General features: G+C 63.5%; 12 protein-coding genes. 9 read left to right on the plus strand and 3 right to left on the minus strand.

Annotated features, from left to right (window positions below):
- Positions 1-3: 3 nt before the first annotated feature.
- The 6 genes from AC3IYG_RS07520 to AC3IYG_RS07545 all read left to right on the plus strand — a co-directional run bounded on the left by AC3IYG_RS07520 (position 4) and on the right by AC3IYG_RS07545 (position 7759).
- Positions 4-1599, plus strand: coding sequence for an FAD-binding oxidoreductase (locus tag AC3IYG_RS07520; protein ID WP_489313164.1), 1596 nt, complete (start codon positions 4-6; stop codon positions 1597-1599).
- Positions 1596-3173, plus strand: a complete 1578-nt coding sequence (locus AC3IYG_RS07525) for a glycerol-3-phosphate dehydrogenase/oxidase (protein WP_489313165.1) — start codon at positions 1596-1598, stop codon at positions 3171-3173. The genes AC3IYG_RS07520 and AC3IYG_RS07525 overlap by 4 nt, the downstream gene beginning before the upstream one ends.
- Positions 3174-3213: 40 nt before the next feature.
- Positions 3214-4773 (plus strand): FGGY-family carbohydrate kinase, encoded by a 1560-nt coding sequence (locus AC3IYG_RS07530; protein ID WP_489313166.1) that lies wholly within the window; start codon positions 3214-3216, stop codon positions 4771-4773.
- A gap of 83 nt (positions 4774-4856) precedes the next feature.
- Complete coding sequence (yegS, locus tag AC3IYG_RS07535; RefSeq protein ID WP_489313167.1) at positions 4857-5753, plus strand: lipid kinase YegS; 897 nt, start codon at positions 4857-4859, stop codon at positions 5751-5753.
- A gap of 155 nt (positions 5754-5908) precedes the next feature.
- Positions 5909-6835: a chemotaxis protein CheV gene (locus AC3IYG_RS07540; RefSeq protein WP_489313168.1), complete on the plus strand. Its 927-nt coding sequence runs from the start codon at positions 5909-5911 to the stop codon at positions 6833-6835.
- Between the two features lie 120 nt (positions 6836-6955).
- Positions 6956-7759: an MOSC domain-containing protein gene (locus AC3IYG_RS07545; RefSeq protein ID WP_489313169.1), complete on the plus strand. Its 804-nt coding sequence runs from the start codon at positions 6956-6958 to the stop codon at positions 7757-7759.
- An 87-nt stretch (positions 7760-7846) separates the two neighbouring features.
- Here the strand turns inward: AC3IYG_RS07545 and AC3IYG_RS07550 are convergent, their stop codons facing one another.
- Positions 7847-9775, minus strand: a complete 1929-nt coding sequence (locus AC3IYG_RS07550) for a transglycosylase SLT domain-containing protein (protein WP_489313170.1) — start codon at positions 9773-9775, stop codon at positions 7847-7849.
- Positions 9776-10065: 290 nt separating this feature from the next.
- Between AC3IYG_RS07550 and AC3IYG_RS07555 the strand changes: the two genes are divergently transcribed.
- Both AC3IYG_RS07555 and AC3IYG_RS07560 read left to right on the plus strand, forming a co-directional pair.
- On the plus strand, positions 10066-11967 hold the full coding sequence (locus AC3IYG_RS07555; protein ID WP_489313171.1) for an ATP-binding cassette domain-containing protein: 1902 nt from the start codon (positions 10066-10068) through the stop codon (positions 11965-11967).
- Positions 11968-11988: 21 nt separating this feature from the next.
- Positions 11989-12672: a DUF6901 family protein gene (locus tag AC3IYG_RS07560; protein ID WP_489313172.1), complete on the plus strand. Its 684-nt coding sequence runs from the start codon at positions 11989-11991 to the stop codon at positions 12670-12672.
- 51 nt (positions 12673-12723) lie between these two features.
- Here AC3IYG_RS07560 and AC3IYG_RS07565 read toward each other — a convergent pair whose 3' ends face one another.
- Positions 12724-13164 carry a universal stress protein gene (locus tag AC3IYG_RS07565; protein WP_489313173.1) on the minus strand — a complete coding sequence of 147 codons (441 nt, stop codon included), beginning with the start codon at positions 13162-13164 and terminating at the stop codon, positions 12724-12726.
- Between the two features lie 87 nt (positions 13165-13251).
- Between AC3IYG_RS07565 and AC3IYG_RS07570 the strand changes: the two genes are divergently transcribed.
- Entirely contained in the window at positions 13252-13689 is a 438-nt protein-coding gene (locus AC3IYG_RS07570; protein ID WP_489313174.1) for a hypothetical protein, read from the plus strand.
- A 96-nt stretch (positions 13690-13785) separates the two neighbouring features.
- Here the strand turns inward: AC3IYG_RS07570 and AC3IYG_RS07575 are convergent, their stop codons facing one another.
- On the minus strand, positions 13786-14601 hold the full coding sequence (locus AC3IYG_RS07575) for a hypothetical protein (RefSeq protein ID WP_489313175.1): 816 nt from the start codon (positions 14599-14601) through the stop codon (positions 13786-13788).
- Positions 14602-14658 lie beyond the last annotated feature (57 nt).

Raw genomic sequence — 14658 nt, forward strand, 5'->3', positions numbered from 1 at the left:
TACATGCGGCGCTGGAACGGTTGGGGTGATGAGGCGACGGTAGTCGAGTTGCCGGCCCAGGGCGGGGCTTTCCTCGCGACGCGTATCGGCACCGGCCGAGTGCTGGCGGATGCCACCTTGGCCAGCGTGATCGAACAGGTGCCGGCCTCGCGCCTGCCGGCCCATCCGCTGATCTGCCTGAATGCCGAAGACCGTGTGCGCCACGCCCGTGGCCAGAGCCTGGCGGATTGGCTGGCGATGCGTGAAGGCCGTTTCGATGTGTTCCCGGATGGCGTGGCCTACCCGGAAACCGCTGCGCAGATCCGTCAGTTGCTGGCCTGGGCCGCCGAGCAGGATGTGCTGGTGATTCCTTATGGTGGCGGTACGTCGGTGGCGGGGCATATCAACCCGCAGCGCGGCGACAAGCCGGTGCTGACGCTGTCGCTGGAGCGCATGAACCGTCTGCTGGAGCTGGATGAACAAAGCCAGATCGCCACCTTCGGCCCCGGCGCGAATGGCCCGCAGGTGGAAAGCCAGTTGCGCGCCCGTGGCTACACCCTTGGCCATTTCCCGCAGTCCTGGGAGCTTTCCACCCTGGGTGGTTGGGTGGCCAGTCGTTCCAGTGGCCAGCAGTCGCTGCGCTATGGGCGGATCGAGCAACTGTTCGCCGGTGGCACCCTGGAAACCTTCGCCGGCCCGTTGCAGCTCCCGACCTTTCCGGCCTCGGCCGCCGGCCCTGATCTGCGTGAAGTGGTGCTGGGCTCGGAAGGGCGCTTCGGGATCATTTCCGAGGTGCAGGTGCGGGTGAGCAAGCTGGCCGAGCAGGAAAAATTCTACGCGGTGTTTCTGCCCTCCTGGGCTCAGGCGCTGCAGGCGATCCGCACCTTGGGCCAGGCGCGGGTGCCGCTGTCGATGTTGCGTCTGTCGAATGCCATCGAAACCGAAACCCAACTGGCGCTGGCCGGCCACCCGGAACGCATCGCCCTGCTGGAAAAGTACCTGGCGTTGCGTGGCGCCCGCACGGGCAAATGCATGCTGACCTTCGGCGTCACCGGCAACCGCGCGCAGAACGGGCTGTCGCTGAAACAGGCGAAGACGTTGCTGAAACGCTTTGGCGGCGTGTTCACCGGCACCCTGCTGGGGAACAAGTGGGCCGAGGGCCGCTTCCGCTTTCCGTACCTGCGCGAGGGCCTGTGGCAGGCCGGTTATGCGGTGGATACCCTGGAAACCGCCACCGACTGGTCGAATGTCGACAGCCTGCTGAACAAGGTCGAGGCCAGCCTGCGGGAAGGCTTGGCTGCCGAGGGTGAGCAGGTGCATGTGTTCACCCACCTTTCCCACGTTTACGGCGAGGGTTCGAGCCTCTACACCACCTATGTGTTCCGCCCGGCAGACAGCTACGCCGGCACCCTGGAGCGCTGGAAGAAACTCAAGCACCTGGCCAGCCAGACCATCGTCAACAACCGCGGCACCATCAGCCATCAGCACGGCGTCGGGCGCGATCATGCGCCGTACCTGCCGGTCGAGAAGGGCGAACTGGGGATGGCGGCGTTGCGGGCCCTGGTCGGGCATTTCGACCCCGAGGCGCGGCTCAATCCCGGCGTGCTGATCCCCGAATGAGCAACTGGAACGCCGCCTGGCGTGAACAGGCGTTACCCGAGCTGGCGGCGCGCGAGTGGGACCTGATCGTGGTCGGCGGCGGCATCAGTGGCGCCGGGATTCTGCGCGAAGCCGCCCGGCGCGGCTGGAAATGCCTGCTGATCGAACAGCGCGATTTCGCCTGGGGTACCTCCAGCCGCTCGTCGAAGATGGTTCATGGCGGGCTGCGCTATATCGCCAAGGGGCAGTTCAAACTGAGCCGCGACTCGGTGCACGAACGCCAGCGTCTGCTCAGCGAGGCGCCGGGGCTGGTCGACCCGCTGAGCTTCGTGATGCCGCACTACCAGGGCCAGTTTCCCGGCCCCAAGGTGTTTGGCGGCCTGCTGGCGCTGTATGACGCCCTGGCCGGGCAACGCAACCACCGCTATTACCCGCGATCGCAGTTGCACTACCTGGCGCCGGGCCTGAAAGAGGACAAGCTGCTCGGCGGCACGCGCTTCTTCGATGCGGTGACCGACGATGCGCGGTTGGTGCTGCGCGTGCTCGGCGAAGCGCGGGCCGAAGGTGGCGAGGCGCTGAACGGCTTGAAAGTACTGGAGCTGAGCCGGATCGACGGTCGCGTCAGCGGGCTGCTGGCCGAAGACGTGGAGACGGGCCGGCAGCACAGCTTCAAGGCGCGGGTGGTGGCCCAGGCTACCGGTGCCTGGGCCGATCAATTACGGCTGAAAGCCGGCAGCGAGCAGATCCGCCCGCTGCGCGGCAGCCATCTGTTGCTGCCCGCCTGGCGCCTGCCACTGGCTCATGCCTTCAGTTTCATGCACGCCGACGATGGCCGGCCGGTGTTCGTCTTTCCGTGGGAAGGTGCGACCGTGATCGGCACCACCGACCTCGATCACGGCGATGACATCAACCTCGAAGCGCATATCGCCGCCGCCGAAGTGGACTATCTGCTCAGGGCTTGCGCCCAGCAGTTCCCTGCGGCGCAGATCGGTCGCGGCGATGTGCTCTCGACCTGGGCGGGTGTACGTCCGGTGGTCAGCAGCGGAGAGGCGGGCAAGAACCCTTCGGATGAAAAGCGCGAGCATGTGCTGTGGCTCGAACCCGGTTGCGTCACCTTGGCCGGCGGCAAGCTGACCACCTTCCGCCTGTTGGCTCTGGAGGTGTTGCAGGCCTGCGCGCCTATGCTCGGCAAAACCCTCGAGGATCAGGGCAGCGCCGTGTTCCGCCCGCTGCCAGCCGTGCCGCTGCCACAGCTCTCGCCGAGCCAGTGCCAGCGCCTGGCCGGCCGTTATGGTCGCGAGTTGCCGAAACTGGCGGGTTTGCTCGAAGAGCTGGGCTGCGACAAGGTCGGTGCCAGCGATACGCTCTGGGCCGAGTTGGCCTTTGCCGCTGAACACGAACTGGTGCTGCACCTGGATGATCTGCTGCTGCGGCGTACCCGCCTGGGCCTGCTGCTGGCTGCCGGTGGCGCCAGCGAACTGCCGCGCGTACGGCAGCTGTGCCAGGCGCGCCTGGGGTGGGATGACGCGCGCTGGGCCGCGGAACAACTGAAGTATGTGCAGCTGTGGCAGCGTTGCTACAGCCTGCCGGCATGAACAGAAGAATAAAAAAGGCTGCCGACGTGAGCGAAAAAGCGTGATTGAAAAGAGCTATCTGCTGGCCATCGACAACGGCACCCAAAGCGTTCGTGCACTGCTGTTCGACTTGCAGGGCAACCTGCTGGGCAAGGGTAAAGTCGAGCTGGAGGCCTATTACTCCTCGCAACCCGGCTGGGCCGAGCAGGATCCGGAGTATTACTGGCAGAGCCTCGGCGAGGCCTGTCGACTGTTATGGGAACAGGTGTCGATCGACAAAAGCCAGATCAAGGGCGTGGCGTTGACCACCCAGCGCGGCACGGTGATCAATGTCGACGAGCAGGGCCAGCCATTGCGGCCGGCGATCCTCTGGCTGGACCAGCGTCGGGCCGAAGTCGAGGGCAAGATCAAGGGCCCCTGGGGCTGGCTGTTCAAACTGATCGGCGAAGAGGCCACGGTGGATGACTTCCGTGCCCAGGCCGAGGTCAACTGGGTCGCCCAGCAGCAGCCGGAAATCTGGGCGCAGACCCACAAGCTGTTGTTGCTCTCGGGTTTTCTCACCCATCGCCTGACCGGCCGCTTCGTCGACTCGGTGGCCTGCTGCGTGGCGTACCTGCCGTTCGATTACAAACGCTTGAAATGGGCCGCGCCGCGTGACTGGAAGTGGCAAGCCATGCCGGTGCGTCGCGAACAGTTGCCGGAGCTGGTCAAACCGGGCGAGCAGTTGGGCGTGATCAGCGCCCAGGCCAGCCGCCATACCGGCATTCCAGAGGGCTTGCCGTTGATCGCGGCGGGGGCGGACAAGGCCTGTGAAGTGCTGGGCGCCGGCGGGGTGGAGCCGAGCACGGCGTGCCTGTCCTATGGCACCACGGCGACGATCAACACCACCCGCAGCACCTACCTGGAAACCGTCCCGCTGATTCCGCCTTATCCGGCGGCGATTCCCGATCACTACAACACCGAGGTGATGATCTATCGCGGCTTCTGGATGGTCAGCTGGTTCAAGAAGGAGTTCGGCCTGCGCGAGATGCAGCGCGCCAAAGAGCTGGGCGTCGAGCCGGAAGCGTTGTTCGACGAACTGGTCAACAGCGTGCCCGCCGGGTCCATGGGCCTGCTGTTGCAGCCGTACTGGTCGCCGGGCATTCGTGAGCCGGGGTTGGAAGCCAAGGGTTCGATCATCGGTTTTGGCGATGTGCATACCCGCGCGCACCTCTATCGCGCGATTCTCGAAGGTCTGGCCTACGCCCTGCGCCAGGGCAAGGAGCAGATCGAAAAACGCTCGGGTAGCACGATCACCCGGCTGCGGGTTTCCGGCGGCGGTTCGCAGAGCGATGCGGCGATGCAATTGACGGCGGATATCTTCGGTCTGCCCGCAGAACGGCCACATATCTACGAAACGTCTGGCCTGGGCGCGGCCATCGACTGTGCGGTGGGGCTCGGCTTGCATGCGGATTTCCCCACTGCAATCGCGGCGATGACCCGCGTCGGCCAGGTGTTCCAGCCCGATCCTCATGCGCAACAGATCTACCAGCGCCTCTACAAGGAGGTCTACCAGCGCATGTACAAGCAGCTCAAGCCGTTGTACCGGAGCATTCGCGAGATCACCGGTTATCCGGCGTGATGCCCGTTGCGCGCGGCACGGGAGGATGAACAAAAACGCGCCCGGCACTGCTATGGTGGGCAATCGAGCATGAGGAACGGGCAATGGGCGAGCGCAAGGCGTTATTGATTCTGCACGGCAAGCAAGCCCTCAACGACGAGGTGCGGGCGGCGGTGCAGGCCAAGCGCGAGGCGGGTTGGGAGCTGGCCGTGCGCCTGACTTGGGAGGCGGGCGATGCCCAGCGCCTGGTCAACGAGGCATTGGCCGCGGGCTTTGCGACAATCATCGCCGGCGGTGGCGACGGCACGTTGCGCGATGTCGCCGAAGCCATGGTCCTGGCCAAGACCGATGCCAGCCTGGCCTTGCTGCCGCTGGGCACGGCCAATGACTTCGCCCGTGCCGCTGGCCTGTCACTGGTCGTCGGTGAGGCGCTGGCGCTGTTGGAGCAACCGGCCCGGGCGATCGATCTGGGCGAAGTCGATGGTCAACTGTTCCTCAATATGGCGACCGGCGGCTTTGGTTCGAAAATCACCGCCAACACTTCGGAAGAGTTGAAGCGGGTGCTCGGCAGTGCGGCGTACTTTCTCACCGGATTGACGCGCTTTTCCGAAGTGCATTCGGCGTTCGGGCGTTTCCGTGGTCCGGACTTCGAGTGGCAGGGCGATTTTCTCGCCCTCGGGATTGGCAATGGCCGTCAGGCCGGTGGCGGCCATCTGCTCTGCCCGCAGGCGCAGGTCGACGATGGTTTGCTCGATCTGTGCATCATCCCGGCACCGCCGGATGTGGTCGGCACCCTGGCGACCTTGTTGTCTGGCGGTATCCTCGGCCTGGAGTCGATCTCCATCAGCGCGCGCCTGCCCTGGCTCGAAATCGATGCTCCCGAAGGGCTGGACCTGAACCTCGATGGCGAGCCGCTGGAAAGCACCCATCTGCGTTTTTGCGCTCGGCCCGCCGCACTGCGTGTGCACTTGCCGTCGGGTTCGCCGCTGCTGGGCAAATAGGGCGAACGGCCCGCACGGGCTAGTTGGCTTCAACCTGGTGCACTCATAGGGCTCAGGCATGATGCTCGTCGCGATCACGACTTCAGTTGCGCCATTTGCGGCCGATACCATCGCTGCAACAGGGTAAGACTCGACAGACACGACAGGAGCACGCAATGGCCAGCATTCTCGACTCGGTAGACCAACGCACCCAACTGGTGGGCGAGAATCGCCTGGAAATCCTGATGTTCCGTCTGGCCGGGCGGCAGTTGTTCGCGATCAACGTGTTCAAGGTGCAGGAAGTCCTGCAGATGCCCAAGCTGACCTTGATGCCGCAGCGTCATCCGTTCGTCTGCGGGGTGGTCAGCTTGCGCGGGCAAACGCTGCCGGTGATCGACCTGTCCCAGGCCATCGGCATGCGCCCGATCGTGCCGGACGAGCGCAGCACCATCATCGTCACCGAGTACAACCGCTCGGTGCAGGCTTTCCTGGTCGGTGGTGTCGATCGCATCCTCAACCTCAATTGGGACGCGATCCTGCCGCCACCCGGCAGTGCCGGTCGTCAGCATTACCTGACCGCCATCACCAAGGTCGAAGAGCAACTGGTGGAAATCATCGACGTGGAAAAGGTGCTGGCCGAGATCGTGCCGTACAAAGCCACGATCTCCGGTGATCGCCTGGCCGATCCGCTGCTGAAGCGCGCCCGTGGCCGCGAGGTGTTGCTGGTCGACGACTCGTCCGTGGCGCTGGCGCAGTTACGCGACACCCTGTCCCAGCTCGGGCTGAAGATGCACGTGGCCACCGATGGTCTGAAAGGCTTGAACCAGCTCAAGCAATGGGCCGACAGCGGTGAAGTGATGACCGACAAGCTGCTGATGGTCTTCACCGACGCGGAAATGCCGGAGATGGACGGCTACCGCCTGACCACTGAAATCCGCAACGACCCGCGCCTCAAGGACCTTTACGTGGTGCTGCACACTTCGCTGTCCGGCAGCTTCAACGAAGCGATGGTGAAGAAGGTCGGCTGCGACAACTTCCTCTCCAAATTCCAACCGGACAAACTGGTGGATGTGATTCGCGAGCGCTTGATGCTGGACGAGTAACAGGCTTTTTAACCCCCTATCGCCGACGCGCAGCAGATCGTAAGCACGGCGGGCTTGAGTGCCTGCCGGACAATTCCGTATAAGGGTGGCTTGCTGATCCGCTGAACAGGACGCCGGCCCATGCTGCGACTCTCCACGCTCTACCGTTTTCCCCTCAAGTCGGGCATTGGCGAAAGCCTGCCGCGTGCGCGACTGGATGCCCTGGGCATGCTCGGTGACCGCCGCTGGATGCTGGTGGACGCGAGCAATGGCCGTTTCCTCACGCAACGCGCGTTGCCGCAGATGACGCAGTTGTCGGCGCGCTGGAATGCCGGCGGTGGCCTGACCCTGAGCGCGGCGGGTTTTCCCGATCTGGATGTGCCCTTGCCAGGCGCCGACGCGGCGCTGCGCGGGGCGTTCATCTGGAGCGACAGTATGTATGTGCCGGACGCTGGCGATGAGGCGGCCGACTGGCTGAGCGGTTTTCTCGGCAAGCCCTGTCGCCTGGTGCAGGTCCCCGCCGAGCGTGCCCGCTGGGTCGAGGGCAGCCCGAATGCGAATGAGAAAGTCGGGTTCGCCGATGGCTTTCCGCTGCTACTGATTGGTCAGGCCTCGCTGGATGACCTGTCGGCGCGGGTAGGGCGGCCGCTGGAGATGCTGCGCTTTCGGCCTAACCTGGTGGTCGAGGGCAGTGCGGCCTATGCCGAGGACAGCTGGAAGCGCATCCGTATCGGCGGCGTCGAGTTTCGCGTGGCCAAGGGCTGCAGCCGCTGCATCCTGACGACCCTGGACCCGCTGACGGGCGAGCGCAGCAGCGACCGCGAGCCGCTGACCACGCTCAAGACTTACCGCGAACGCGATGGCGAGGTGTATTTCGGCCAGAACCTGATCAACGAAAGCGAAGGCGAGTTGCAGGTCGGGATGGAAGTCGAAGTGCTGGAGTAGGGTGGGTCAGCCGCAACGCGGCGTAACCCGCCAGACCGGATGGTGGGTTACGGGCAGTGGCCTAACCCACCCTACCTTTGCCGCTGATCACTGATCGTCGAAAAAGCGTTCGTGCCAGTCCACCAGCGGCTGCGGGGCGTTGAGCTTCTGCCCGTAGATCACCGAGTAGGACAGCACGTTCTGCACGTATTGGCGGGTTTCGTCGAACGGAATGGTCTCGACCCAGACGTCATAGGCCAGGTGATCGGAGCCCTTCAGCCATTGCCGCACGCGGCCCGGGCCGGCGTTATAGGCTGCCGAGGCGAGCACCCGGTTGCCGTTGAACTGACCATGCACCTGGCTCAGGTAAGCGGCACCGAGCTGGATGTTCTTGTCCGGGTTGAGCACCTGCTGCGGCGAGGCCAGGGGGATGCCGAATTTACGCGCGGTTTCCTTGGCGGTCGCCGGCATCAGCTGCATCAGCCCGGTGGCGCCGACGCCAGAGCGGGCATCGGCCATAAAGGCACTTTCCTGCCGGGTAATGGCGAATACCCAGCTGGAATGCAGGCCGCGCACTTTGGCTTCGCGCACCAGAGTACTGCGGTGGGCCATTGGGAAGCGCACGTCCAGGTCGTCCCAGTACTGCGCCAGGCTGATGGTGCGGATGGCCGGGAAATACCATTGCATGTCGTAAGCCAGGCGCGCCTGGGCGACCAGTTCATCGCGGCTGAACAGGCGGCTGACGTGGTACCACTCGCGCCGGCCGTCGACGATCTGCCCACGGTCGTGGAACTCCAGGGCGCGGCGGATACCGGCGGTGTTGCGGACTTTCTGGATCAGTTTCGGGTCCAGCAGCAGCGGTTTGTTGTTCAGCTGGTAGGGCGCCTTGATATGGTCGGCGGCCATGAAGCCGTAGAAATCGCGCTCGCGGGAAACCGGTTGATAGAGGGCGATCGGTTCCTGGCTGTTGGGCTGGGCCAGTTGCAGGCTGCGCGCCTGCCAATAGCGCCAGCGGTTGGTGTTGGCCAGCTCCGGCGGCAGGCGACGGGTCAGCTGGTAGGCTTCGTTCCAGCGGCCCAGACGTAGCAACAGGCGCACGCGCCATTCGGACACGGTGTTGTCGCGCAGCTCCGGGTCGTACTGGGTCATGATCGGCAGGGCGCGGTCATCGAAGCGTTTGGCCAGGGTCAGGCCGATTTCGCGGGCGATGGCGACTTTTTCCTCGACCGAGAAGGGCAGGCGCTTGGCGTAGGCATCCAGCAGTTCGATGGCCTTTTCCGGGTTTTGCCGGGCCAGGCGGCGCAGGCCCAGGCCGACCGCGTCGGCCATGGTCTGGCTGGCCGGGACGAAACGCGCGGGTTGCTTCAGCAGTTCTGGCTTCTGGGCCACGTCGATCAGCAACTGGCCTTGGCTGGCGAGGGTCGGCAGGGTTTTCACCAGATGGCTGGCCAGGCCATAGTTGCGGGCCTCGGCGGCCAGCTTCAGACGTTGCCAGCGTTTGCTTTCGGTCAACTGGCCGGCGGCAGCCCAGCGATCGAACAGCGGCTCGCAGGCATCCGGTTGCGATTTGCCCACCAGCCAGAGCTTTTCCGCGCTGGCGTAGCCTTCAGCCGTCATGCCGTGGCCCAGTTGGTACTGGCCATAGAGGCAGTCCAGTTCGGTGAAATTCAGTTTCGGGTCATAGTGGTCGATAAAGGGTTGCCAGTCGCCGCGCTCGGCCAGCCAGCGCAGCCAGCGCAGCTTCATCCAGCCGGCTTGCGGCAAGTCGCCGTGCTCGGCGAGGAATTTCTCGATTTCCGCGTTGCTGGCGTATTTCAGCCGAGCGGTCAGTTCGTCATAGGCCAGATAAGGCTCCAGCGGGTAATCGCTGAGCGCTTTGGCATAGAGACGGTAGGGGCCGGTGTCGCCCTTGGCCAGGGCACGTTTGGCCTCATCGTAATATTGGCGCTGCTGGGCAAGGCTGGCGGCCTCGGCCGCATTGAGGGTGGCAGCAGAGAGAAGCAGGCAGGAAAACAGGCTGAGCAGACGACCGCGCATGACACTTCCGAGCAGAAAATTCGAAAAAGGCGAAGCTTCGATCGACGCCATATGTGACTAGCTTAGCCTTTTGCCCGGTGCGGGCGGAAGCGCTGCACCGTTTGGCCGGCCCGATTAAAAAAGGCCAGCAGGGCCCCGGTGCAACTCGGTAGAATGCGCGCCCAGTTTTAGAGATGCCTGTGGGCGTCTCTGAAGAGATTTCCAGCGGCCGTTGAGCGCAGTGAAATCGGGCCCCTATGGCCCGATGGCGCGCGCACCCGATGCCGCGCAGCAACTCCCTAGAGGCGACCATGTCCCTGCTCAAGTTCACCGATGTTTCCCTGGCCTATGGCGCGATGCCGCTGCTGGACAAGATTTCCTGGCAAATCGACCGTGGCGAGCGGGTTTGCATCATCGGCCGCAACGGCACCGGTAAATCCAGCCTGCTGCGCCTGGTCAAAGGCGATCGTATAGCCGACGACGGTTCGGTCTGGCGCGCACCGGGCCTGAAGATCGGCGAACTGCCCCAGGAACTGCCGGCGGCTGACGACCGCACGGTGTTCGATGTGGTGGCCGAGGGCCTGGATGGTGTCGGTGCCTTGCTGGCCGAGTATCACCACCTGAGCCAGAACATTGTCACCGACGCCGATCTGGACAAGCTGATGCACGTCCAGCATGACCTCGAAGCCCGCGACGGCTGGCGCCTGCAGCAATTGGTCGACAGCACCCTGAGCCGCTTGCAGTTGCCGGCGGACAAGACCCTGGCCGAGCTTTCCGGCGGCTGGCGTCGCCGGGTGTTGCTGGCCCAGGCGCTGGTGTCCGAGCCGGACCTGCTGCTGCTCGACGAACCGACCAACCACTTGGATATTGGTGCCATCGCCTGGCTGGAAGAGGCGTTGATGGGCTTCCAGGGTGCGGTTCTGTTCATCACCCACGACCGTTCCTTCCTGCAGAACCTGGCTACCCGGATCCTCGAACTGGATCGTGGCGGCCTGATCGACTGGGACGGCGACTACGCCAGCTTTCTGGTGCACAAGGAAGCTCAACTGGCCGCTGAGGAAACCGCCAACGCGCTGTTCGACAAGCGTCTGGCCCAGGAGGAAGTGTGGATTCGCCAGGGCATCAAGGCCCGTCGCACCCGTAACGAAGGTCGTGTGCGCGCCTTGAAGGCCTTGCGCGTCGAGCGCAGCGAGCGTCGCGAACGCACCGGCAAGGCCAATATCCAGCTCGATACGGCGGAAAAATCCGGCAAGCAGGTGATGGTGCTGGATAACGTCAGCTTCGCCCATCCGGGCGGCCCGATGCTGATCAAGGATTTCTCGATGGTCCTGCAGCGCCAGGATCGCATTGGTTTGCTGGGTGCCAACGGCACCGGCAAAACCACGTTGCTGAAGTTGATGCTGGATAACCTGCAACCGACCAACGGCACGATCGAGGTCGGTACACGTCTGGATGTGGCTTATTTCGACCAGCTGCGCCACCAACTCGATCTGGAAAAAACCGTGATCGATAACGTCGCCGAAGGCCGCGACTTCATCGAGATCGATGGCCAGAACCGCCATGTACTGAGCTACCTCGGCGACTTCCTGTTCAGCCCGCAACGCGCACGCACGCCGGTCAAGGCTTTGTCCGGCGGTGAGCGGGCGCGCCTGCTACTGGCTAAGCTGTTCAGCAAACCGGCCAATCTGCTGGTGCTGGATGAACCGACCAACGACCTCGACGTGGAAACCTTGGAACTGCTCGAAGAAGTGCTGTTGACCTTCCAGGGCACCGTACTGATGGTCAGCCACGACCGGGCTTTCCTCGACAACGTGGTGACCAGTACGCTGGTCTTCGAGGGTGAAGGCCGGGTGCGCGAGTACGTCGGTGGTTATCAGGATTGGTTGCGGCAGGGCGGTTCGCCACGCCTGCTGGGCGTTGGCGAGAACAAGGCGAGCAAGGCCGAGGCTGCACCCGTGGTCGCGCCAGTTCCGGTCGAAGCGGTGCCGGTGGCCAAGAAAAAGCTCAGTTACAAGTTGCAGCGCGAGCTGGAAGCGCTACCGGCGTTGATCGATGCCCAGGAAGTGAAGATCGCCGCCCTGAATGCCGAAATTGCCGCTCCGACCTTCTACCAGTGTTCGCCGGACCAGGCGAATGCCGCCCTGGCGCGCCTTGAAGGCTTGCAGCAGGAGTTGGACAAATTGCTGGAACGCTGGGCCGAGCTGGAAGCCTAAATTAGTCTGTCGGAGACCTGAATGGCCATCGAGTACCGGATTACCCTCGACGAGAGTCACCAGCTCAGCTATCGGATCGAGCTGGATCGTGACTACGACCTCGAGCGGGCGCACCTGGCGCCGAGCTGGACGCGGTTGGAGTACCAACAGTGCAGCAACTGCCCGCTCAAGCGCGAGGACTTCAGTCATTGCCCGGCGGCGGTGGATCTGCACCGGGTGATCGAGGATTTCCATGGCCTGCCCTCGTTCAAGAAGGCGCACTTCTGGGTGCGCACGCCCGAGCGCGAGTACACCAAGCAGGCCGGGCTGGAAGAAGGTTTGCGCGCGTTGCTGGGGGTGATCATGGCCACCAGTGCCTGCCCAGTGTTGGGCAAGCTCAAGCCGATGGCACAGAACCATCTGCCGTTCGCCAATAATCAGGAGTTCATCCTCCGCGCAGTGTCGTTGTACCTGACCCGCCAGTACTTCAACTTGCGCGAAGGGCGGCATGCGGACTGGGAGCTGAAGGGTATGGTGCGGCTGTTCCAGCAGTTGCAGCTGGTCAATCAGGCTTTTTGGCAGCGCATCCACGACACCTGCGAGGGTGACTCGAACCTCAAGGCGTTCCTTTCGTTCTTCTCCATGTCGTCGAGCATGACCTATTCGCTGGAGACGCAGCTGCAGAAGATTCGGCCGTTGCTGATGACTTCCGGGGAGACGCTCTAGCAGGCCCGCCGAGCCACGTACTGCTCTCGGCGGGCCTGGTTGCGCTTGCGCCTATTCCGGTTTTTTCAGGCGCACGGCCAGTACGTCGCAAGGCGCGCCGTGCAGCACATCATTGGCCGTCGAGCCGAGCAGCAGCGCCAGGCCGTGGCGGCCGTGGCTGCCGACCACGATCAGGTCGCACTGCTGTTCCGCGGCGAGGCGGTGAATTTCCTGGCGGGGCTGGCCGTAGACCAGATGGCGTGTGTCGGTGCCCAGGTCCGGGTATTTCTTGGCATAACTGTCCAGGCGCTCACGGGCCTGATCGAATTGCTGCTGCTGGAGGGTCGACAGGTCCATCGGCACATCGCCACCAAAGGCCATGGCCATGGGCTCAACGATATGCACCAGCGACAGTGTGGCTTGACTGCTGGTGGCCAGCGCATAAGCGCGCTTCATCACCGGATCGCATTCTTCGGATAGATCAAGGGCGACCAGAATGTGCTGGTAGGACATGGTGACTCCTCCTGTGAGTGGCGTATGAACATAAGTATGGCTGCCATTAGCTACTAACGGCAGCCTTTTGCCTACTGGATAGAACATATGACCTTGTGGATCGTGTTATTGCTGATCTTCGTGGCGCTCAGTCCGCTGGTCTGGCTACGTCCGTCGCGGCGTCAGCAGGGGCAGATGGCCATGCGGATGGCGGCGCGACGTATGGGGCTGGCGATGCAGTTGTCGCGCCAGGAATGGCCTCATTGGTTGGCGCAGGAGCCTCCCAGCCCGTGCCCGCAGTACCATCGCGCGCGCCGGGCCGGGCGCACGGACAGCTGGTGTTATTGGCAGTTGGCGCCTGGGCAGTGGGTCAATCAGTGGCGTGAACCCTGTGCCGATGCGGCATTGGCCAAACACCTGGCGAGCCTGCCAGCGGACGTGTTCAAGGTTGAGGCGGGTAAGCAGATGATTGCCCTGTGCTGGGGCGAGCGTGGCGACTCCGAGGCCCTGGAGCGCATTGCGGCGCTGCTGAGGGCGCTGGCTTGAGGGCAAAGAAAAGCCCGGTAGTAACACCGGGCTAGGGAGTGGCCAGGCAGGCCGGAAAGTGCGAATCAGGTGAACAGCTGGCTGTTCGGGGGCGTTCTAGAGTTTGGCGGCCGCGTACTGCGCGGAAATCCCCTCCAAGCCGTCGATGATGCTGTCTGAGTACTTGCTGACCACGAAGGGCACAGAGTTCTCGTTGTAATTCTTCAGCGATTTTTCGATATAGCGCCATTTGGTGTTGATTCCGCTCAGCGACTGGCGGATCTGCGGCGTATTCTGCGGCGCGCTCTCCATGCTGGTCAGCTTGCCAGCGAACTCTGCGACCAACTGGTCGATCGATTGGCTTTCGCCGCCACCGCCATAGAAGGTGCCGCCGACCGAGGCGCTACGCGAAGCATAGTCTACCGCGATGCTCTGCATCAGCAGGCTCTGCTCGCGGCTTTGCTGGGTCAGTGGCGGCACATTGAGGCCGCTTTCCTGCTGGATTTTGCTGTACAGCTCGTTGCTCAAAGCGAGCAGTTGCTGGTTGCGCGCGGCCAAGTCGGCCACCGGCTGCAGGTCGGTGAAACCCTGGGTTTTCAAGGCGCTGGTGAGGCTTTTCAATTCGTTGGCGTAATCGCCCCATTGCTGGCCGAGCTGAGCGCGCAGGGCTTTGGAGGCCTCGCCCGGCATGTCCGACAACTCGCTCAGGTGGCTGTTGGCATCTTGCAGCGACTCTTCGATCAACCGTGCGTAGCGCTGGTCGCCTTCCATGCCGTTGTACATATAAAAGTCGCCGAGGCTTTTTTGTGCAGCCAGGCGCAATTGATGCAGTTTCAGCAGGTTGTCGGTCGGTGTGGTAGCACTGGAGCTGAAGGCGGGAAGGGCGACAGCCAGCAAGGCGCTGAGCGATATGGCAAGCAAACGGCTCGACATGGGTTACTCCGTGGTGCCCGTGAAGGGCTTTCATTTGTTTTTGTTTTAGTCACGATC

It is taken from the genome of Pseudomonas sp. KH_027, from assembly GCF_057838565.1.

Excerpts from the sequence above, each read along its gene's own strand:
- AC3IYG_RS07520 (WP_489313164.1), top strand. The coding sequence starts at position 4 with ATGCGGCGCTGGAACGGTTGGGGTGATGAGGCGACGGTAGTCGAGTTG.
- AC3IYG_RS07525 (WP_489313165.1), top strand. The coding sequence starts at position 1,596 with ATGAGCAACTGGAACGCCGCCTGGCGTGAACAGGCGTTACCCGAGCTG.
- yegS (WP_489313167.1), top strand. The coding sequence starts at position 4,857 with ATGGGCGAGCGCAAGGCGTTATTGATTCTGCACGGCAAGCAAGCCCTC.
- AC3IYG_RS07540 (WP_489313168.1), top strand. The coding sequence starts at position 5,909 with ATGGCCAGCATTCTCGACTCGGTAGACCAACGCACCCAACTGGTGGGC.
- AC3IYG_RS07545 (WP_489313169.1), top strand. The coding sequence starts at position 6,956 with ATGCTGCGACTCTCCACGCTCTACCGTTTTCCCCTCAAGTCGGGCATT.
- AC3IYG_RS07550 (WP_489313170.1), bottom strand. The coding sequence starts at position 9,775 with ATGCGCGGTCGTCTGCTCAGCCTGTTTTCCTGCCTGCTTCTCTCTGCT.
- AC3IYG_RS07555 (WP_489313171.1), top strand. The coding sequence starts at position 10,066 with ATGTCCCTGCTCAAGTTCACCGATGTTTCCCTGGCCTATGGCGCGATG.
- AC3IYG_RS07560 (WP_489313172.1), top strand. The coding sequence starts at position 11,989 with ATGGCCATCGAGTACCGGATTACCCTCGACGAGAGTCACCAGCTCAGC.
- AC3IYG_RS07565 (WP_489313173.1), bottom strand. The coding sequence starts at position 13,164 with ATGTCCTACCAGCACATTCTGGTCGCCCTTGATCTATCCGAAGAATGC.
- AC3IYG_RS07570 (WP_489313174.1), top strand. The coding sequence starts at position 13,252 with ATGACCTTGTGGATCGTGTTATTGCTGATCTTCGTGGCGCTCAGTCCG.
- AC3IYG_RS07575 (WP_489313175.1), bottom strand. The coding sequence starts at position 14,601 with ATGTCGAGCCGTTTGCTTGCCATATCGCTCAGCGCCTTGCTGGCTGTC.